Origin of the sequence: Helicobacter pylori (assembly GCF_002832345.1) — a bacterium.
In the GTDB taxonomy this organism is placed as follows: domain Bacteria; phylum Campylobacterota; class Campylobacteria; order Campylobacterales; family Helicobacteraceae; genus Helicobacter; species Helicobacter pylori_CP.
Genome location: NZ_PHLZ01000030.1, coordinates 1 through 19,391 on the forward strand (window position 1 = coordinate 1; position 19,391 = coordinate 19,391).

Here is a 19,391-nt window from a genome sequence, read left to right on the forward strand (position 1 = left end):
GCATGACTAATGGAATATTCAAACCCCACGCTCGCATACGCCCCATTTTCTTCAGCGATACAAAAAGATAAAAGTAAAGGTAAAAAGAATGATGAATGTAATAAGGCTTTTTGCATGGGTTGATCCTAATCAAAAATAATCTCAATCATACACTAATTTTAATAGAAAAAAGTGAAACCATTTTTAAGCCATTTTTGAATACAATAAGAGCATTTTATTTTTAAGGTTAGAATAATGAGTTTGATCGTTACGCGCTTCGCCCCGTCGCCCACTGGCTATCTCCACATAGGAGGTTTAAGGACAGCCATTTTCAATTATCTTTTTGCACGAGCCAATCAAGGAAAGTTTTTTTTACGCATTGAAGACACGGATTTGAGCCGTAACTCCATAGAAGCGGCTAACGCCATTATAGAGGCTTTCAAATGGGTGGGGCTAGAACACGATGGAGAAATCCTCTACCAATCCAGACGCCTTGAGATTTATAAAAAATACATCCAAAAACTCTTAGATGAAGACAAAGCCTATTATTGCTACATGAGTAAAGATGAGTTGGACGCTTTGAGAGAAGAACAAAAGGCCAGGAAAGAAACCCCACGCTATGACAATCGTTATCGTGATTTTAAAGGCACGCCCCCTAAAGGCATAGAGCCTGTGGTAAGGATTAAAGTCCCGCAAAATGAGGTGATTGGTTTTAATGACGGGGTTAAAGGCGAAGTGAAAGTGAATACCAACGAATTAGACGATTTTATTATCGCACGAAGCGATGGGACGCCCACTTATAACTTTGTGGTTACTATTGATGACGCTTTAATGGGGATTACTGATGTGATTAGAGGCGATGATCACCTTTCTAACACCCCTAAACAAATCGTTCTCTATAAGGCTTTAAATTTTAAAATCCCTAATTTTTTCCATGTGCCGATGATTTTGAATGAAGAAGGGCAAAAATTAAGCAAACGCCATGGGGCCACTAATGTGATGGACTATCAAGAAATGGGCTATCTTAAGGAAGCTTTGGTGAATTTTTTAGCGCGTTTGGGGTGGAGCTATCAAGATAAAGAAATTTTTAGCATGCAAGAATTACTGGAATTATTTGATCCTAAAGATTTGAATTCTTCGCCCAGTTGCTTCAGCTGGCACAAGCTTAATTGGCTCAACGCTCATTATTTAAAAAACCAAAGCGCGCAGGAATTGTTAAAGCTTTTAAAGCCTTTTAGTTTTAGCGATCTCTCGCATTTAAACCCCACCCAGTTGGATCGTTTGTTGGACGCTCTCAAAGAAAGATCTCAAACCTTAAAAGAATTAGCCCTTAAAATAGATGAGGTTTTAACCGCTCCTGTGGAGTATGAAGAAAAGGTTTTTAAGAAGCTCAATCAAGCGCTCGTTATGCCCTTGTTAGAAAAGTTTAAGTTGGAATTAAATACAACCAATTTCAACGATGAAAGCGCGCTAGAAAACGCCATGCACCAAATCATTGAAGAAGAAAAGATTAAAGCGGGTAGTTTCATGCAGCCTTTAAGATTAGCCCTTTTGGGCAAGGGGGGTGGGATAGGCCTTAAAGAAGCCCTTTTTATTTTAGGCAAAACAGAGAGCGTCAAAAGAATAGAAAAGTTTTTGAAAAACTAAAAAATTGGCTCTGTTTTCATTGAACGCTAATAATAAAAGAGTTTGATTTTAGCGGTTGTTAAACAACTCCTTTTGAAAAATAAGAGGGTTTCAAGAGAAAATGAAAAAATATTTCTAAAATTTTTTGTTTTGATTGAAATCAAGCTTAAAAGCTGGATTCAGACAATCTTTGGGCAAACTAATCGTTTGAGGAATGACCTCATAATGGCAATAATTTTCATCTTCAAAGAGAGGTTTTACCCATAAGCGGTTTGAAAAAAGCCGATTTTCTTGATTAGGATTAATAACGCCATTGTTTAAAAAGAGGGAAGTTTGCGCGAGTTTGGTTATTTCATTGGGGTTATGACTGACTAATAACACGCTTAAATTTTCACGCCTGATAAAATCAAGCAAACCTTGTTGCACTTCGTTTTTTAAGGCGTTATCTAGGGCGTTTAAAGGCTCATCTAAAAGCAATAGATTCTTGGCTGCGATCAAAGCTCTTGCTAAAGCGACTCGTTGGGCTTGTCCGCCAGAGAGTTTAAGAATTTTTTGCTGGCTTAGATTTTCTAAACGCATTAAGCGTAACACTTCGTGGATTTTATTTTTATCTTTAGGGTGGGCAAAGGCGATGTTTTGATACACGTTTAAATGAGGGAATAGGGCGTAATCTTGAAACACAAAGCCGATTTTTCGTTGTTGTGGTTTTAAAAAAATCTTTTTTTGAGTGTCTAGCCACACTGAACGATTGACTTCAATATAGCCGCTACTCACCGCTTCAAGCCCCGCTAAAATGCGTAAAATCGTGCTTTTACCCGCTCCCGATTCTCCTAATAAAGCGACAACTTCTGCTTCTTTAATTTCTAAGTCTATATTCAAATCAAACGCGCCCCTAGATCCTAAAAGGCGTTTTTTAAACCGCGCTTTTATCATAAAAACGAGCTTTGTTTTTTATTCAAAAATAGGGTAACAAATAAGAGGCTAAAACTGATAAGCGTGAGCGTTAAGGCGTATTGGTGGGCTTTAGGGTAATTGAGCGCTTCAGTTTCGTTAAAAATCGCAATGCTAGCCACTCTTGTTTCCCCTAATATATCACCCCCAAGCATCATCACCACGCCAAATTCGCCTATAGTGTGCGTAAAAGTTGTAATGATAGCCATCAATAAACTGGGTTTGATGTTAGGGAGTAGGACAAAAAAAAGGGTGTAATATTCCCCCTTACCCAAGCTATAACTGGCTTCTTTTAAAGAAGCGGGCAAGGAAATTAACGCGCTTTTAATGGGGCTTACCATAAAGGGTAAGGAAAAAATCACGCTCCCTAAAATAAGCCCTTGAAAACTAAAAACAAGTTTCACATTGAAAACATCTTGTAAAAACGCTCCCAAAAAAGAAGAAGGCGAAAAGATTAAAAGGAGATAAAACCCTAGCACGCTTGGGGGTAAAACTAAAGGCATATACACAAGCGTTTCTGTTAAGCTCGTTAAAAGATTGCGTTTAAGGCTTAAAAAATAGCCTAAAAAAATCCCTATAGGGAGTAAAATAAGGGTGGTAATCAAAGCTAAAGAAAAGCTCAAACGCATGGTAATCAAAAACTCATGATCCATTGTTCGCCTTTTTTATGCGTTTCAATCCACAATATAGCCGTATTCTTTAAAGATAGCTCTAGCTTTAGGGCTGAATAAAAAATCTTTAAAAACTTTGGCTAAAGGGTTATTAGCCCCATTTTTAGTGATGATCAAAGCTTGTTCAATAGGGTTATAAAGGGCTTTATCAATGATGAAATAAGAGAGGTTTTTATCTTTTTTATCCATCAAGGATAACGCTCCAAAGCCTATTTGAGCGTTTTTAGTAGCGACAAATTGATGGGCTTGAGAAATAGAAGCGCCATAAATGATTTTAGATTTAAGACTGGAAGTGAGTTTTAAATTCTCTAAGACTTCCATACTGGCTTTTCCATAGGGGGCTAGTTTAGGATTAGCCATAGCGATACGCTTGATTTTAGGGTCTTTAAGAATTTCTAAAGAATCTATTTTTAGATTTTCGCTCCATAAAACCAACACGCCTTTAGCATAGACTTCTTCTTTAAAAGGGGTTATTTTTTCATCATAAAGCTTTTTGGGTCTAGTAATATCTGCTGAAATGAATAAATCAAAAGGGGCGTTTTGAGTGATTTGAGCGTAGAGTTTGCCTGAAGAATTAAAACTAATTCTAATGACGTCTTTTGGGTGTTCTTTTTGAAATTCTTTAACAAGGGCTTTTAAAGCGTGCGTGAGATTAGCAGCAGCAGCGATTGTTAAATCCTGTGCCAACAGAGCGCTTGAAAAAAATACGATTAAAAAAGCAAACGCTTTGAAAATATTTTTCATAGAACTCCCTTTGATTAAATGATTAAAGTTGGTGATTATACCTAATTTGTATCTTAAAAATTTGCATTTTAAAAGTTTGAGGTGGTTTTGTAGGTCTATCCCGCTTATTTATGATTTAATCAATATTTTCACTCTAAAACCCTCAATCTTTGACAAAAAATTAAACCTTTTAGAAAAATAACCGATTTTAGGGTGTAACTTTAATTCAACAAGAAGGATTTATTATGATCAAAAGAATTGCTTGTATTTTAAGCTTGAGCACGAGTTTAGCGTTGGCTGGCGAAGTGAATGGGTTTTTTATGGGTGCGGGTTATCAGCAAGGTCGTTATGGCCCTTATAACAGCAATTACTCTGATTGGCGCCATGGCAATGATCTTTATGGTTTGAATTTCAAATTAGGTTTTGTAGGCTTTGCCAATAAGTGGTTTGGGGCTAGGGTGTATGGCTTTTTAGATTGGTTTAACACTTCAAGGACTGAACACACCAAAACCAATTTGCTCACCTATGGTGGCGGTGGCGATTTGATTGTCAATCTCATTCCTTTGGATAAATTCGCTCTAGGTCTCATTGGTGGCGTTCAATTAGCCGGAAACACTTGGATGTTCCCTTATGATGTCAATCAAACCAGATTCCAGTTCTTATGGAATTTAGGCGGAAGAATGCGCGTTGGGGATCGCAGTGCGTTTGAAGCGGGCGTGAAATTCCCTATGGTTAATCAGGGCAGTAAAGATGTAGGGCTTATCCGCTACTATTCTTGGTATGTGGATTATGTCTTTACTTTCTAATTTGTTCTTTCATCCGCTCTTCTTCATCAAATCAAACCCTAGCCAACTCTTAAAAGGTTGGGGTTCAAAAATCTTTTTTATAAATAGAAAGTTTGTTTTAGTGCAGTATAATCCTAGCGTTTGAATTTTTATTTTACTCAATAGGGCGTTTGGTGTTGGCGTTTGAAAGTGGGTTTAGTAAGATCTAAATAATAAATTACTTATATATATTTGATAGATATTATTTTATTTAATAGTGTTATTTAATGGCTCAATTTAATAGGATAGTTTCGCTTTTATTTCGTTAAAACAAATTGATTCTACTGGGGAAAGGTTTTTATGGAAAACAGCACACTTTATATTGTTATTGCTGGCTTATGGCTTGCTGTAGGCTTTGGAATCTTTTTAAAGAAATTAGACATGCCTGTTATCATTGGTTACATTTGCACAGGAACGGTCTTAGCGGCTTTTTTTAAAATTAATGATTTTAATTTGTTGTCTGATATTGGTGAATTTGGCATCGTCTTTTTAATGTTTATGATAGGCATTGAGTTTAATTTTGACAAGCTCAAATCCATCAAACAAGAAGTGCTGGTTTTTGGGCTTTTACAAGTCATTTTGTGCGCTTTAATCGCTTTTTTAGTGGGGTATTTTGTTTTGGGTCTTTCGCCCATTTTTTCCCTTGTTTTAGGCATGGGGCTTTCGCTCTCTTCAACCGCTATTGTGCTGAAATTCTTTGAAGATTCCAAACAGCTTAGCACGCCTATGGGAAAGAGCGCGGTGGGGATTTTGATTTTCCAAGATATTGCCGCCATTCCCATGCTTTTGATTTTGACAATTCTAGGCAGTAAAGATTCTAATGTCAATTTACTCATTCTTAAAACCTTTATTTCAGCAGGGATTATTTTAGTTCTTTTGTTATTGCCTGGAAAAAAAGGGGCTAATCTCATCTTAGAGCAAGCAAAAGACACGCGCTTGCCTGAAATCTTTATAGGCACGATTTTAGTGATTGTTTGCAGCGCAGCAGGGTTGAGCCATTTTTTTGGGTTTTCTATGTCTTTAGGGGCGTTCATTGTGGGCATGGCGATTTCTAAATCGCGCTATAAAATCAATGTCCAAGAGGAATTCGCACAATTAAAAAACCTCTTCTTAGCCCTTTTTTTCATTACGATAGGGATGCAAATTAATGTGAGTTTCTTTATGGAGAAATTCTTTGTTGTCATCTTCTTACTCATTTTAGTGATGGGTTTTAAGACTGCTATCATTTATGCACTCTTGCGTTTTTTTAGAGATGCTAAAACTGCCATAAAAACCGCTCTTTCTTTGGCGCAAATCGGGGAGTTTTCTTTTGTTATCTTTTTAAATTCAGGCTCGCACCAGCTCTTTAATTTGCAAGAAAAAAAAGGGATTCTTGGTTTTTTGCACCAAAAAAATATCTTAAATATCGCTCAAAATGACATCCACCAACTCCTTATTCTCATGGTGGTCTTTTCCATGTTAGCAACCCCTTTTATTTTAAAATACCTAGAATCTATCGCTCAATTTATTTTGCACCAAAAGAGCCAAGAAAATGAGCCGGCTAAAAAATAATGGTGCAAAAACCAAATGATAAGTTTGCTTGTATTGTCAGTGTTATGTTAAAATACAAGCATATTTTAACTCCAAATTGGTATAAAAAGGGGATTTCATGAAAGAACAAGAATGGGATTTAAGCGCTTTATTTGAAAATAAAGAAAGTGCAGAAGAATTTTTAAAAACCTTACAAACAGAAGTGCAAGAATTTGAGAGCACTTATCAAAATAACCTTAAGAATTTAGACGCTACAAAATTTGCCGACGCTCTTAAACATTACGAAAATTTGTCAGAAAAAATTTCTAGAGCGATGACTTACGCTCAATTGCTTTTTGCTAAGAACACTAAAGAAGCGAAGTTTTATTCGCAGTGCGAAATGGCTTGCGCAAATATCCAACAACACCTTTTATTCTTTGAAATTGAATTTAAGAATTTAGACGCCAAAAAACAACTCGCTTTCATTAAAAAATGCAAAGACCATGCTTTTTATCTAAACAATCTCATAGAAAAGAAAAAGCACACCTTAAATTTAGATGAAGAAAAGATCGCTCTAGCCCTTTCACCTGTGGGAGTGGGTGCGTTTAGCCGTCTTTTTGATGAGCATTTTTCTTCTTTGAAAATCCCTTTTGAAGAGCAAAATTTAAGCGAAGAAGAAATTTTAGCCCTCTTGCACAACCCCAAACGCAAGATCCGTAAAAAATCCCAAAAAGCTTTCAGCAAAGCGTTAGAAAAATCCCGCCCTTTGCTCACTTACATTTTAAACATGGTGCGTAAAGATTTGCTCATTGAAACCAGGCTGAGAAAATACGATAAAAAAGAGAGTTTCCGCCACATTGACAACCAGATCTCGCAAGAGAGCGTGGATAGCATGATAGAGATTGTGAACGCTAATTTTTCTTTAGTGCATCGTTATTACCATCAAAAAGCGCAAATTTTAGGGCATAAACTCAAAGACTACGATCGCTACGCCCCTTTAAGCGATAAACATACCACCATGACTTATTCTCAAGCTTTAGAAGAAGTGCTTAACACCCTTAAAGCCTTTAGCCCAGAATTCCATAAAATCGCTTCTAAAGCGATCAAAGAAGGCTGGGTGGATTCACACCCTAAAGACTTTAAGCAAGGTGGGGCTTTTAGCCATGGCGGAGTGCCTAGCGCTCACCCTTATGTATTGTTAAACTACACAGGAAACCGCCGAGACGCTTTCACTATCGCTCATGAATTTGGGCATATGATCCACCAAGAACTATCCAAAAAACAAGGCGTATTGAACATGGATACGCCCTTAACCACCGCAGAAACCGCTTCTGTCTTTTCTGAAATGCTGTTTTTTGAGCATTTGAAAAAGGGTTTAAAATCTGATGAACTCCTTTTCATGCTGGTAGGCAAATTAGAAGATATTTTTTCTACCCTTTTTAGGCAAGTGGTGATGACTAATTTTGAAAGAAGAATCCATGAAATGGATGAAGAATTAGACACCAAAGATTTTGATCGAATCTGGTTTGAAGAAAATCAAAGAATGTTTGAAAAGAGCGTGAAACTCACTAAAAACTACCATTTATGGTGGAGCTATATCCCCCATTTTATCCATTCGCCTTTTTATTGCTACGCTTATAGTTACGGGCAGCTTTTAACTTTAGCGCTTTATGGGCTTTATAAAAAAAGCGACGCTAAAGAATTTGTTAAAACTTACACGGAATTTTTGAGCTTAGGAGGGTCAAAAAGCCCTAAAGAATTAGTGTCCATGTTTGGCTTTGATATTGATAGCAAAGAATTTTGGGAAATTGGCATGCAAGAGGTGCGTCATTTGTTAGAAGAATTTGAAAGGTTGCTCGCATGCAAAGAGAATTAAGGCTTTTAAACAACAAGCATTGCATTGAATACTTGCAATTTCTGTCCAAAAACCATTTGAGTTTTAACCTTTTGTGTGAAAGAGATGCGATTGATTTTTCCCCCAAGCTCCCTAAAGAAATCCATGAAAAATTCGGCACGTTAGTGCTGTTTGTTTTAGCCGGATACACCTTAGAAAGCTTGATGATTGACGCGCAAAGCGTGCAATTTGAAGCCGGGTTTGGCCCTAACAATATTGGCAGCGTGGTTCAAGTAAAACTTCCTGGCATCATTCAAATCCTTATTAAAGAAAAAAATGAAAATGCCGTTTTATTCAATCGTTGCGATTCGCTTGAATTGTTTCAAAAAGAAGAGCCAATCACACAAGAGCCAAAAAAAGACGAGCGAGAGTCTAAAGAATGGCTGGACTCTAAAGAGGCTCTTTTTTCCAATTCCAAAAACCGTGCGATTTTAGAAAATTTACACAAAAACTAAAGGACTAATTGATGAGCGTTTTGAAATTGCATGTAAAAGTCTTTCGTTTTGAAACCAACAAAGATTACAACCCTGCTTATGAGTCTTATTTTTTAGAATACCAAGAAGATCAATACCTTTTGGATCTTTTAAAACAACTCAAAGGCGTGAGTTATAATGAAAATATCGCGCTTAAAATCAACCAAATTGCGGTGTTTGAAGACGCTAAAGTGAGCGATTTGGTGGCGTTTTTTTCTAAAGAATGGGTGCTAGATCCCCTATCCAAACGATACGCTTTAAAAGACTTGATGATTGATGAAAAGGCGGTTTTAAAAAACTATGAAGATTTTTTCAAACAAGTCCCCTACATCACTAAAGGCGAAAAAGAAGAATTAGAAAAGTTTATTCAAATCAATTTTATCAACCCCCAAACAAACCCTAAATATCTAGGCGATGGCTTTTTCTTGTATGTTAAATGGCTGATGAAGCGCTACCCTACAGAGCGCAACCGGTTATTAGAGATGATTTCTCAGCCTGAAAGCGGCGTGATGAATTTTTTAAGCGTGGCGCATTACCTCTATAAAAACGATGACAACATTGACCATGAAATCTATGAATTGCAAGAAATCCTAACCAATTCCAAAATCAAGCCATGGAAAGATTTTTCTAAAAACCTTTTAAGCCTTTTTCAATACAACTCTAACCCCCCTAAAACGCCTAACCCCCCTAAAACTTGCGCGCTCTTTAACGCTTATGCGAAGCATTTAGACGTGCAAGCACTCCTAAAAAGCGCTAAGCTCTATTTAGAAAAAATGGGGCAAAAAATCATTGATCTGCCTTTTTGTTATGATGGGGGCTATTATGGGAAGATTATCAGCACGCATGATTTTCTCACGGCTTCTGCGTATAATCTGGCTCTAGCCAAAGCCAATGGCGTTTCGCTCATTTTTTGCGAAGAAGACGCGTATTTGAATATCTTGCATGCTAAAGAAGTTTTAGACAACAACCCTGAAATCATCGACTCTGTCAATGAAAAATTGAAAAAATACCAGCTTGTTTATGAAAAAGGCGTTGAGGTGGTCTATCTTAATGAGTGGGTTAATGAATTTTTGGCATGGGAATTGAAAAGCCCTTTTGATGCGTTTGTGGGGGCTGAATTTTCTCGCATCAAACAAAGCGATCCTTTTTTCAATAAAATCCATTTAAAAGCCCCCCATTTTTTAGAGTCTTTTCAAAATTACGCCCCCCTTTTAGAAGTCAATGAAGCAAGCGGCTTACTCCAGTGCGCGCATTTACGCTATTTAGGGATTGATTTAGGGGCAGATTTTTTAATCGCGCATTCTTTAGGGCTTTTTCACGCTTTTGAAAATTTAAGTTTAAAAGCTTCAAAAATTTATAAAAGAGATAATGACAACACCCCCACTTTGTTTTTACCTCAAATCGCGCTAATGGCTATGGGGGAAAAAAACGCACAAGCTTTAGGGCTTGATGCACATTATCATAAGGTTACTTTCATTTAAAATGAACGCTTTTTTGAAACTTGCACTCGCTTCTTTGATGGGGGGGCTTTGGTATGCTTTCAATGGCGAAGGCTCTGAAATTGTCGCTATAGGGATTTTTGTGTTGATTTTGTTTGTTTTTTTCATCCGCCCTGTGAGTTTCCAAGACCCAGAAAAACGAGAAGAATACATAGAACGGCTTAAAAAAAACCATGAGAGGAAAATGATCTTACAAGACAAGCAAAAAGAAGAGCAAATGCGCCTCTATCAAGCCAAAAAAGAGCGAGAGAGCAGGCAAAAACAAGATCTTAAAGAACAAATGAAAAAATACTCATAAAGGAAAAAAATGGAAATCATTTTATTAATTGTTGCGGCGGTTGTGTTGTTTTATTTTTACAACACCCTCAAAGAATATTTGAAAAACCCCCTAAACCCTAAAACCAAAACCGAAGAATACGACTTGAAAAATGACCCCTATTTGTTAGCGCAATCTAGCCCCCTAGACAAATTCAAGCAAACCCAAACGGGTGCGTATATGCGTCTTTTAAAGTTTTTAGACATTCAAAAAAACGCTTTGGATAACGCTTTAAGAACGCTTTTTATCAATGAATTAGAGCAACCCTTAAACAGCGAACAGCAAAATTTAGCCAAAGAGCTTCTCAATGAGCCTATAGATAAAAAAGAAAATTTTGAATCCTTATGCCAAGAAATCGCTGAGCACACGCATGGGGAATACACCAAACGCTTAAAATTAGTGGAATTTCTTATGTTATTAGCCTATGCTGATGGGATCTTGGATAGCAAAGAAAAAGAATTGTTTTTAGATGTGGGGGCGTTTTTGCAGATAGACAATCACGATTTTAACGAGCTTTATGATAATTTTGAACGCTTCAATGCAATAGAAATCCCTATGTCTTTAGAAGAAGCAAAAAGTCTTTTTGAAATCCAAACTCACACCACCAAGCAAGATTTAGAGGAAAAAGCCCTAAATTTAAGCACCCCCTACTACCATAAAATGAATGACAACAAACGCTACAGCGAACAAGATTTTATCTCGTTGAAAAAAATCGCCCTCGCTTCCCAACTTTTAGAAAATGATTTAAAAGACTCCTAAGGGGTGTGATGAAAAAGGCCATTACATGCCCTTTTTAAAAGCCCTAGAATCTTTTGATGCGCCCTTTTTAGAAAAAGAAATTTCAAAGCGTTTTAGGGATAATTTAGTTTTTTTCAAATCCTATCACCCCAATCTGTTTAACGCTCTCAATACGCCTTTTAAAAATTACCAATTGCTTTTTGAAAAAAACCACTTCAACCTCTTACACACGCCTACAAACGCTTTAAGCTACCCTGAAAATCAAATGATAGAAACCGCTTTCAACATGGCTTCTAACCCCCTGAATAATCCCAGATGGTCATTAGACAATAACCACCTCTCTTTACATTATTTAAAATCTCAAAACAACCCCAAACTCCCCCTAACCCTTAAAGCCACGCATGCGATCTTAAACTTTTTAAATCATTATCAAACGCCTTGCTCTTTAGAGAAATTCTTACCCCCTACCATGATTTATGGCGTTTTAGACGGCTTGTTTTTGGCCATTTTACAGGCTCAAAATTACCGCTTCCATTCGCTTTATTTGTTTGAAGAAAATTTAGATTTGTTTAAAATCAGTTGTTATTTTGCGCGTTATGAAGATTTGATTACAAAAGGGGCTAAACTCTTTATTCAAGGGTTTTTTAACCCTAATGAATTGAAAATGGATTTTTTGAAACGCCCTGTTACGCATTCTTTTTTAAAATTAGAAATCATGCCCTATAAAAGCGCTTTTAATTCGCGCATGCGAGAAAACATTCAAAGCTATTACAAACAAGCCTTAAGGGGTTGGGGGAGTTTTGAAGATGAATTGCTAGGGCTAAAGAACACGCTCAAAAACTTACCCTTATACCAAACCCTAAAAACCAAACCCCAAAAGATCAACACCCCCATTTGCGTAGTGGGTAATGGGCCAAGCCTGGATTTATTGCTAGATTTTTTAAAAGAAAATGAAAAAAATTGCATCATTTTTTCATGCGGAACCGCTTTAAAACCTTTAAAAACGCACGGCGTTAAAGTGGATTTTCAAATAGAAGTGGAGCGCATAGACTATCTTAAGGAGGTTTTAGAAAAAGCCCCTCTAGAAGACACCCCCTTAATGGGGGCTAACATGCTCAATCCTAACGCTTTTAATGCAGCCAAAGAAGCGTTGATGTTTATGCGTGGGGGGAGCGCTTGCGCGTATATAAGCCCTTTAAGCATAGAATACGCAGCGCCTTTTGTGGGTAATGCCGGGGTGGCTTTAGCGGGTTTGATGAGCGATGAAATTTATTTGTGCGCTTTAGATTGCGCTTATATCAAAGGGTTTAAAAAGCATGCTCAAAATTCCTATTATGGGGACGAAAAAGAGATTGACACCTCATCTTTAATCAGCATAGAGGGTAATTTTAAAGGTTATGAAACTTTTAGCGACTCACTCTTTTTGCTCTCTAAAGAAAGGATTGAAGAAGCCCTTCATCATTACCAGCCTAAAAAAGTCTATAATTTAAGTTATGGGGCTAAAATCAAGCATGCTGTTAGCCTTAATCTCTCTCAAGTGAAATTAAAACAAATCAACAAACAAGACGCTATCGCTCGCATTAAAAGCATGTTTAGCCCTAAAAATAATCATGCTAAGGATTTAAACAATTTACAAAAAAATCTGATTCGTTTTAAAGAGAATTTTTTCACGCATTTAAACACGCCTTGTAAAACCAAGCAAGAAATATTTGAATGGGTGGATAGCTTGAGTGGGTTTTGCCAAACAGCCAGCGCTAAAACCCCCACTATAGGCATTTTATTTGAAGGGAGTATCGCTCATATCTTACAAAGCGTTCTAATCGTTTCATTGCATCTTAAAGAAAATGAGCTGACGCATTTCATTAACCACTCTCAAAACGCCTTAAAACAATTCCTTAAAGAAGCTTGTTTGTTATTGCAAATGCGACTCAAACAACCATGATTTTTATTTTTACATTATAATAACAACCTTAAATCAAAGGGGTGTTCATGCCATACAATGAAATCACAAGGGTTCAAATCCCCGCCTTAATGCATTTAGCCAAGTTGGGCTATGATTTTATTCCCACTAATTCTAAAGAAAATAAGCCTAACCTAGACACGGACACTAATATCTTAACAGAGAGCTTCATTCAAGCGTTTAAGCGGTTAAACCCCACTAAAAACGCACAAGAAACGCTTGCTGAAATGAAAAAACGCTTGAATTATGATGATTTGGGCAAAAGCTTTTATGAATACTTGCTCAAAAGCGAGAATCAAATCATAGACTTTGACAATCCTAACAACAATCTTTATGAAATGATGGCTGAATTACCCTATAAATCCTTTAGGCCTGACATCACCCTTTTTATCAATGGCTTGCCTTTGGTGGATATAGAAGTTAAACAGCCTTTAGCCGGACAAGGCATTAAAGAGGAAAAAGATCGCCATATCAAACGCTATAAAAACCCCGAAAACAAAGTTTTTTATAACCTTGCGCAAATCTGGCTCTTTAGCGATAACTTACCCTATGATGAAAAAAACCCCGATCAAGGCACATTTTATAGCGCTTCTTATTCGCCTGTTTTTCAACGCTTTATTGAAGCTGATAAGCTAGATATTACCCCCCCCCCCCGAAAATCATCAAAATCATCAAAACCATCGATCGCTTGAAGAAATTCAAAAAAGCGTCTTAAACGAATTCAACCTTAAAAACACCGACTGCCTAAAAAGCCCTAAAGACACCCCCACAAACGCCCTTTTAACTTCGTTTTGCTCCCCAAAAAGGCTTTGCTTTATCCTAAAATACGGCATCAGTTTCTTACAAGAAAAATCAGAGTTTAAAAAACACATTTGGCGTTACGCGCAGATGTTTGCGAGCTTGAATGTTTTAAAAGAATTACAAAAACATTATGGAACTAACCCAAACCCAAAAGACCCCCTAAAAGGCATCATTTGGCACACGCAAGGCAGCGGCAAAACCGCTTTAACCTATCATTTAACCAAACTCATAAGAGACTTTTTTAGCCCGCTAGGAAAAAAGACTAAATTTTATTTTATTGTGGACAGGTTGGATTTATTAGAGCAAGCCAAAAGCGAGTTTTTAAAAAGAGGCCTTTGTGCGCATGAGGCAGAAAATAAAGAGGATTTGAGCCAAAAATTAAAAAGCTCTAGCGTGTTTGAAAACCCTCAAGGGAATGATGAAATCATCGTTGTGAATATCCAAAAATTCAAAGCCCCCAATGAAGAAAAAGCCCCCAATGAAGACCCCTCTAATAGCGCTCCTAAAGAAATCATTTCTAAAACAGAATTACAAGAATCCATTCAAAACAGCCGCAATTTACAAAGGGTGTTTATCATAGATGAAGCCCACAGGAGCTATGACCCTAGAGGCTGTTTTTACGCTAATTTGATAGAATGCGACAAGACAGCGATTAAAATCGCCCTCACAGGCACGCCCCTATTAGAAGACAACACGCAAGATAAAGCCACTAAAAAAACTTTTGGCAACTACTTGCACACCTATTCTTATACCGAATCCATTAAAGACAGACACACCCTAACACTCCAGTTAGAAAGCATTGAAACGAGCTACAAAGAAAAACTACAAAAAATCTACCGCCTTTTACAAGAAAGCGTCATTATTGAAGACATAGAGGTTAAAAAAGAAACGATTTTTAATGATGAAAAATACATTAAAGAAATGCTCTCTTATATCATTAGAGATTTATTGAATTTCAGACAACTGCATGACAACGACGAACGCTTAAAGGCGATGGTGGTTTGTTTTTCAAACAAGCAGGCCAAATTGGCTGATTGTCTTTTTAATGAAGTCCAAGAAGAAGTCTTTCAAGAAAACCCTAACTTAAAAATTTTAAACAAACTCCAATCCAGCCTGATTTTGCATGACGAACAAGAAGTCAAAGAAAAGATTTATTCTTTTAAACATGGAGATACTGATATAGTCTTTGTGTTTAACATGCTTTTAACCGGCTTTGATTTACCCAGTCTCAAACGCCTTTATATCCACAGAGAATTAAAAGATCACAATTTGCTCCAAGCCCTAGCCAGAGTGAATCGCCCCTATAACAACATGTCTTTTGGCTATCTTATAGATTTTGTAGGGATTCAAGAGAATTTTGACAAAACGACTGATGATTACTTGAAAGAATTAAACCAATTCAACCAAAGTGGCGCCAATAGCGATTCCAATATCAAAGACATGTTTGCGGATCGTAAGATTTTAGAAGAAGACATTAAAAACGCCTATGACGATCTTTTTGATTACCCCATTGACAATATAGAGGCCATGACTAGCGCCATTGTCAGCATGAGCAAAATGGACGAGCTTTTAAAAGTCTCGTGCGCCATTAACACGCTCAAAGAGCGCTACAATTTAATCCGCACTTCTAATGATGAAAAAATCCTTTCCTTAAAAGAAAAAATTGATATTGAAAAGATCCATAAAATCTCTTCAATGCTTCATCAAAAAGCCAAACACCTCCATGCGTTAAAAAACATCAATGAGCCTAAAAACCCAAACGATTTAATTATTTTAGAAGACCTCATCGCTCTTTTAGACTTTAAAATAGAGTTTAAAGAATGCAAAGAATTACGCTTTAAAGAACAAGAAGAGATTAGCACCAAACAAGAACAAGTTAAAGAGATTTTAGAAAAAATCCCGGATCAACAAGATAAAGAAATCCAAAAGTTTTATAAAGACTTTTCAAAACTGCTCCAAACGCCCGCAATAAGCCAGAATTTTGAGGAAATTTCTCATTCCTATGATGCGATCATTTCACAACTCAAACAACACAAAGAACAAACCACCCACTTATTAAATAAATACGATAATGATTTATCTTATGCGATCACGCACAAACGCCTTCATAAGCGCCTTATGGAAGAAAACATTTCTAAGGGAATTTTCACGCTTTTAAGCGTGCTCAAAAAAGCTCTTGATGCGCGCATTTCTAAACGTCAAGAAATCTTAAACGAAGAAACCACCCTAAAAACTGCCATAAAAGTAGAATTAAGGGACGCTTTCAACAAAAACCCCTCCTTAAAAGATTTACAAAAAGAAACAGAATTTATTACTCAAACCCTTTTTAACGAACTCCCACAACATTACAATCAAGGAAATTCACATGCCTAATAACGCTTTATTGCAAATCAAACAAGACACCCTAAGCCTCATTGATGATTTAAAAGTCATTTGCACGAGTTTTGGTTTAGGGAATGACGGCAACGAATACAAGATCATCACGCAATGCTTTTTGTATAAATTCTTATGCGATAAGTTTGAATTCTTTTTTGAACAAGAATTCCCCAACCAAACGATACGAGATTACAAAGACTTGAACGAAGAAGAAAAAGAAGGTTTTTTCCTCACCTTAAGCGATAAAAAACTCCCCAAACTCGCTTATGATGATCTTTTAAGCTATCTTTTTGAAAAACATTTTAACGATAACGATTTACACCTAAAGCTAGACGCTATTTTTAATCGTATTTCTAGCAATAATGCCGAGCTTTTTAACACCACAAGCACGGACAAAACCACTATCGCTTTATTTGAAAGCATCTCACCATACATTAATGAAGAATCCAAAAGGGCTAATTTTACCAGAGTTTTATTAGACAAACTCAAAAATTTTAATTTCAAACAAGCTTTTTTAAACCTACAAAACCAACAAGGCTATGATTTTTTCGCCCCCATTTTTGAATACTTAATCAAAGATTACAATAACGCCGGCGGAGGGAAATACGCCGAATACTACACCCCTTTAAGCATCGCTAGCATCATTGCTAAGCTTTTAATTAATGAGCCGACTCAAAGCGTCAAAATCTATGACCCAAGCGCCGGCACAGGAACGCTTTTAATGGCATTAGCCCACCAAATAGGCACGGATTCTTGCACCCTTTATGCCCAAGACATTTCGCAAAAATCCTTAAGAATGCTCAAACTCAACTTGATTTTAAACGACTTGACCCACTCTTTAAAAAACGCCATTGAGGGAAACACTTTAACCAACCCCTACCATTCTAAAGACCTTAAAGGGAAAATGGATTTCATCGTGAGTAACCCCCCTTTCAAGCTGGATTTTTCCAACGAGCATGCCGAAATTTCGCAAAACAAAAACGATTTTTTCTTAGGCGTGCCTAATATCCCTAAAAACGATAAAAGCAAAATGCCCATTTACACGCTCTTTTTCCAGCATTGCCTAAACATGCTTAGCGATAAAGGTAAGGGGGCTATTATCGTGCCAACCGGATTCATTAGCGCTAAAAGCGGGGTAGAAAATAAGATTGTCAGGCATTTAGTGGATGAAAAGCTCGTTTATGGGGTGGTTTGCATGCCCAGTCAAGTTTTTGCCAACACCGGCACGAATGTGAGCATCATCTTTTTTCAAAAAACGCCAAGCGCAAAGGAAGTCATTTTGATTGACGCTTCCAAACTCGGCGAAAAATACACCGAAAACAAAAACAAAAAAATGCGCTTAAAAAGGAGCGATATTGATTTGATTTTAGAAACTTTTAACAACAAAACCCCAAAATCAGATTTTTGCGCTCTGGTTTCTTTTGATGAAATCACAGAAAAAAACTATTCTCTAAACCCCGGTCAGTATTTCATTATAGAAGACACCAGCGAGAAAATCAGCCAAGCGGAGTTTGAACACTTAATGCAAAAATATTCAAGCGAACTCACAAGCCTTTTTGATGAAAGCCAGAGCTTGCAACAAGAAATTTTAGAAACTTTAAAAGGGGTTAGGTTTGAGTGAGTGGCAAACATTTTGTTTAAAAGATTTAGGAAAAATATTTGGAGGCTCTACCCCACCTACCAATAACCTTAAAAATTATGGCAATAAAATTGCTTGGATTACCCCTAAAGATTTATCCACTTTACAAGGGCGTTACATTAAAAAAGGCAGCCGCAGCATTTCACGCTTAGGATTTAAGTCATGCTCTTGTGTGTTACTCCCAAAACATGCCATTTTATTTTCTTCAAGAGCTCCCATAGGTTATGTGGCAATTGCTGAAAAAAGGCTATGCACCAATCAAGGTTTTAAAAGCATTATCCCTAACAAAAAAATTTATTTTGAATTTTTATACTACTTACTCAAATACCATAAGGATAACATCTCTAACATAGGGGGCGGAACTACTTTTAAAGAAGTTTCAGGGGCTACTTTAGGTCTATTCAAAGTTGAGATACCCCCTACCTATTACGAACAACAAAAAATAGCCCGCACGCTTTCTATCCTAGATCAAAAAATAGAGAACAACCACAAAATCAATGAGCTTTTACACAAGATCCTAGAACTTCTTTATGAGCAATACTTCGTTCGTTTTGATTTTTTAGATGAAAACAACAAACCCTATCAAACTAGCGGCGGGAAAATGAAATTTTCTAAAAAATTAAACCGCCTTATACCTAACGATTTTGAAGTTAAAACGCTAGGGGATAATCCCCTATGTAACGCAATCAAAACCGGAGTAACCCCCTTTAAACAAAAAGTGTATTATGAAACAAAACATATACAAGAAACCCTATCTCTTAATCAAGGACTTAAAGTTAGCTATGACAAACGCCCTAATAGAGCCAACATGCAACCCGCTATCCATTCAGTATGGTTTGCCAAAATGAAAGACACTAAAAAACACTTATTTTTAAACCAACACATGCAATCATGGATAAAAGAAAGCATATTATCAACAGGTTTTTGTGGCTTACAATGTCAAAAACATACTTTTGAATACATAGCTTCCACGATTAAATACTCCCCTTTTGAAACAAGAAAAAATAATCTAGCGACCGGCGCTACACAAAAAGCTATCAACATTGAGGCACTAGACTATATTTTCATTCTTATACCAAATAAAGAGTTATTAGATAATTATTCTAAAATAACTAAACCACTCTATGAAAAAATATCTAATAACATCATTGAAACCCAAACCCTAACCGCGCTCAGAGACTTCCTACTCCCCCTACTTTTAACACAACAAGTCAAACCTAAATAAAAAATCTTATAGTAAAACTCATTTCCTTAAGGGGATAGGGGGTATTTTGCGATAATACCCCCTTAACCCCCTTAAAATCCCCCTAACCCCCAAGACCGCTTTTTCAATAAGCTATCACTTGACTAGCGTCAAGCTCTTTTATATTTTTATTTTAAAAAATGCCTTTGAGCATTTTTTTGTGTTTTGT

General features: G+C 36.8%; 17 protein-coding genes and 1 pseudogene. 14 read left to right on the top strand and 4 right to left on the bottom strand.

Going from position 1 to position 19,391, the window contains the following annotated elements:
• The first annotated feature begins 234 nt into the window (after positions 1–234).
• Positions 235–1,626, top strand: coding sequence for a glutamate--tRNA ligase (gltX, locus tag CXY28_RS07730; protein WP_100980328.1), 1,392 nt, complete (start codon positions 235–237; stop codon positions 1,624–1,626).
• 114 nt (positions 1,627–1,740) lie between these two features.
• Here the strand turns inward: gltX and CXY28_RS07735 are convergent, their stop codons facing one another.
• From CXY28_RS07735 to modA, 3 genes are read right to left on the bottom strand one after another with little or no spacing between them, the layout of a single operon-like run.
• A complete protein-coding gene (locus CXY28_RS07735) occupies positions 1,741–2,538 on the bottom strand; it encodes an ATP-binding cassette domain-containing protein (RefSeq protein WP_100978005.1) in 798 nt (265 codons plus the stop codon).
• A complete protein-coding gene (gene modB / locus CXY28_RS07740) occupies positions 2,535–3,209 on the bottom strand; it encodes a molybdate ABC transporter permease subunit (RefSeq protein ID WP_000349418.1) in 675 nt (224 codons plus the stop codon). Before modB ends, CXY28_RS07735 begins: the two co-directional genes overlap by 4 nt.
• Positions 3,210–3,230: 21 nt before the next feature.
• Entirely contained in the window at positions 3,231–3,971 is a 741-nt protein-coding gene (gene modA, locus CXY28_RS07745) for a molybdate ABC transporter substrate-binding protein (protein ID WP_100980330.1), read from the bottom strand.
• 28 nt (positions 3,972–3,999) lie between these two features.
• On the opposite strand from modA, the gene CXY28_RS09000 reads away from it, so the two are divergent.
• From CXY28_RS09000 to CXY28_RS08850, 10 genes and pseudogenes are all read left to right on the top strand, one after another.
• Complete coding sequence (locus CXY28_RS09000) at positions 4,000–4,152, top strand: hypothetical protein (RefSeq protein WP_024118580.1); 153 nt, start codon at positions 4,000–4,002, stop codon at positions 4,150–4,152.
• Positions 4,153–4,195: 43 nt separating this feature from the next.
• On the top strand, positions 4,196–4,756 hold the full coding sequence (locus CXY28_RS07755) for an outer membrane beta-barrel protein (protein ID WP_100980332.1): 561 nt from the start codon (positions 4,196–4,198) through the stop codon (positions 4,754–4,756).
• Positions 4,757–5,074: 318 nt separating this feature from the next.
• Complete coding sequence (locus CXY28_RS07760) at positions 5,075–6,325, top strand: cation:proton antiporter (protein WP_000431945.1); 1,251 nt, start codon at positions 5,075–5,077, stop codon at positions 6,323–6,325.
• A gap of 97 nt (positions 6,326–6,422) precedes the next feature.
• On the top strand, positions 6,423–8,159 hold the full coding sequence (locus tag CXY28_RS07765; protein ID WP_100980334.1) for a M3 family oligoendopeptidase: 1,737 nt from the start codon (positions 6,423–6,425) through the stop codon (positions 8,157–8,159).
• A complete protein-coding gene (locus tag CXY28_RS07770; RefSeq protein ID WP_100980336.1) occupies positions 8,144–8,632 on the top strand; it encodes a hypothetical protein in 489 nt (162 codons plus the stop codon). Before CXY28_RS07765 ends, CXY28_RS07770 begins: the two co-directional genes overlap by 16 nt.
• 11 nt (positions 8,633–8,643) lie before the next feature.
• The gene (locus CXY28_RS07775; protein ID WP_100980338.1) at positions 8,644–10,131 is read left to right on the top strand and encodes a DUF5644 domain-containing protein; all 1,488 of its coding nucleotides are present in this window, start codon (positions 8,644–8,646) and stop codon (positions 10,129–10,131) included.
• Between the two features lies 1 nt (position 10,132).
• Positions 10,133–10,447: a hypothetical protein gene (locus CXY28_RS07780; protein WP_001861281.1), complete on the top strand. Its 315-nt coding sequence runs from the start codon at positions 10,133–10,135 to the stop codon at positions 10,445–10,447.
• Positions 10,448–10,456: 9 nt separating this feature from the next.
• Positions 10,457–11,224: a TerB family tellurite resistance protein gene (locus CXY28_RS07785; RefSeq protein WP_100980340.1), complete on the top strand. Its 768-nt coding sequence runs from the start codon at positions 10,457–10,459 to the stop codon at positions 11,222–11,224.
• A 25-nt stretch (positions 11,225–11,249) separates the two neighbouring features.
• Positions 11,250–13,145 carry a motility associated factor glycosyltransferase family protein gene (locus CXY28_RS07790; RefSeq protein ID WP_100980342.1) on the top strand — a complete coding sequence of 632 codons (1,896 nt, stop codon included), beginning with the start codon at positions 11,250–11,252 and terminating at the stop codon, positions 13,143–13,145.
• Between the two features lie 47 nt (positions 13,146–13,192).
• Positions 13,193–13,878 (top strand): annotated as a pseudogene (locus CXY28_RS08850) (type I restriction endonuclease).
• Here the strand turns inward: CXY28_RS08850 and CXY28_RS08915 are convergent.
• The gene (locus CXY28_RS08915; RefSeq protein ID WP_001146212.1) at positions 13,862–13,996 is read right to left on the bottom strand and encodes a hypothetical protein; all 135 of its coding nucleotides are present in this window, start codon (positions 13,994–13,996) and stop codon (positions 13,862–13,864) included. The pseudogene CXY28_RS08850 and the gene CXY28_RS08915 sit on opposite strands and share 17 nt — an antisense overlap.
• Before the next feature lie 55 nt (positions 13,997–14,051).
• Between CXY28_RS08915 and CXY28_RS07795 the strand changes: the two genes are divergently transcribed.
• The 3 genes from CXY28_RS07795 to CXY28_RS07805 are packed head-to-tail and all read left to right on the top strand — an operon-like array spanning position 14,052 to position 19,204.
• The gene (locus tag CXY28_RS07795) at positions 14,052–16,337 is read left to right on the top strand and encodes a DEAD/DEAH box helicase family protein (protein ID WP_232780000.1); all 2,286 of its coding nucleotides are present in this window, start codon (positions 14,052–14,054) and stop codon (positions 16,335–16,337) included.
• Positions 16,330–17,961, top strand: coding sequence for an N-6 DNA methylase (locus CXY28_RS07800; protein ID WP_100980344.1), 1,632 nt, complete (start codon positions 16,330–16,332; stop codon positions 17,959–17,961). Before CXY28_RS07795 ends, CXY28_RS07800 begins: the two co-directional genes overlap by 8 nt.
• Entirely contained in the window at positions 17,954–19,204 is a 1,251-nt protein-coding gene (locus tag CXY28_RS07805) for a restriction endonuclease subunit S (RefSeq protein ID WP_100980346.1), read from the top strand. Before CXY28_RS07800 ends, CXY28_RS07805 begins: the two co-directional genes overlap by 8 nt.
• Positions 19,205–19,391 lie beyond the last annotated feature (187 nt).

What these genes read in the sequence shown, in the direction of transcription:
- gltX (WP_100980328.1), top strand. Translation starts at nt 235, where the DNA reads ATGAGTTTGATCGTTACGCGCTTCGCCCCGTCGCCCACTGGCTATCTC.
- CXY28_RS07735 (WP_100978005.1), bottom strand. Translation starts at nt 2,538, where the DNA reads ATGATAAAAGCGCGGTTTAAAAAACGCCTTTTAGGATCTAGGGGCGCG.
- modB (WP_000349418.1), bottom strand. Translation starts at nt 3,209, where the DNA reads ATGGATCATGAGTTTTTGATTACCATGCGTTTGAGCTTTTCTTTAGCT.
- modA (WP_100980330.1), bottom strand. Translation starts at nt 3,971, where the DNA reads ATGAAAAATATTTTCAAAGCGTTTGCTTTTTTAATCGTATTTTTTTCA.
- CXY28_RS07755 (WP_100980332.1), top strand. Translation starts at nt 4,196, where the DNA reads ATGATCAAAAGAATTGCTTGTATTTTAAGCTTGAGCACGAGTTTAGCG.
- CXY28_RS07760 (WP_000431945.1), top strand. Translation starts at nt 5,075, where the DNA reads ATGGAAAACAGCACACTTTATATTGTTATTGCTGGCTTATGGCTTGCT.
- CXY28_RS07765 (WP_100980334.1), top strand. Translation starts at nt 6,423, where the DNA reads ATGAAAGAACAAGAATGGGATTTAAGCGCTTTATTTGAAAATAAAGAA.
- CXY28_RS07770 (WP_100980336.1), top strand. Translation starts at nt 8,144, where the DNA reads ATGCAAAGAGAATTAAGGCTTTTAAACAACAAGCATTGCATTGAATAC.
- CXY28_RS07775 (WP_100980338.1), top strand. Translation starts at nt 8,644, where the DNA reads ATGAGCGTTTTGAAATTGCATGTAAAAGTCTTTCGTTTTGAAACCAAC.
- CXY28_RS07780 (WP_001861281.1), top strand. Translation starts at nt 10,133, where the DNA reads ATGAACGCTTTTTTGAAACTTGCACTCGCTTCTTTGATGGGGGGGCTT.
- CXY28_RS07785 (WP_100980340.1), top strand. Translation starts at nt 10,457, where the DNA reads ATGGAAATCATTTTATTAATTGTTGCGGCGGTTGTGTTGTTTTATTTT.
- CXY28_RS07790 (WP_100980342.1), top strand. Translation starts at nt 11,250, where the DNA reads ATGCCCTTTTTAAAAGCCCTAGAATCTTTTGATGCGCCCTTTTTAGAA.
- CXY28_RS08915 (WP_001146212.1), bottom strand. Translation starts at nt 13,996, where the DNA reads ATGCCGTATTTTAGGATAAAGCAAAGCCTTTTTGGGGAGCAAAACGAA.
- CXY28_RS07795 (WP_232780000.1), top strand. Translation starts at nt 14,052, where the DNA reads ATGTTTGCGAGCTTGAATGTTTTAAAAGAATTACAAAAACATTATGGA.
- CXY28_RS07800 (WP_100980344.1), top strand. Translation starts at nt 16,330, where the DNA reads ATGCCTAATAACGCTTTATTGCAAATCAAACAAGACACCCTAAGCCTC.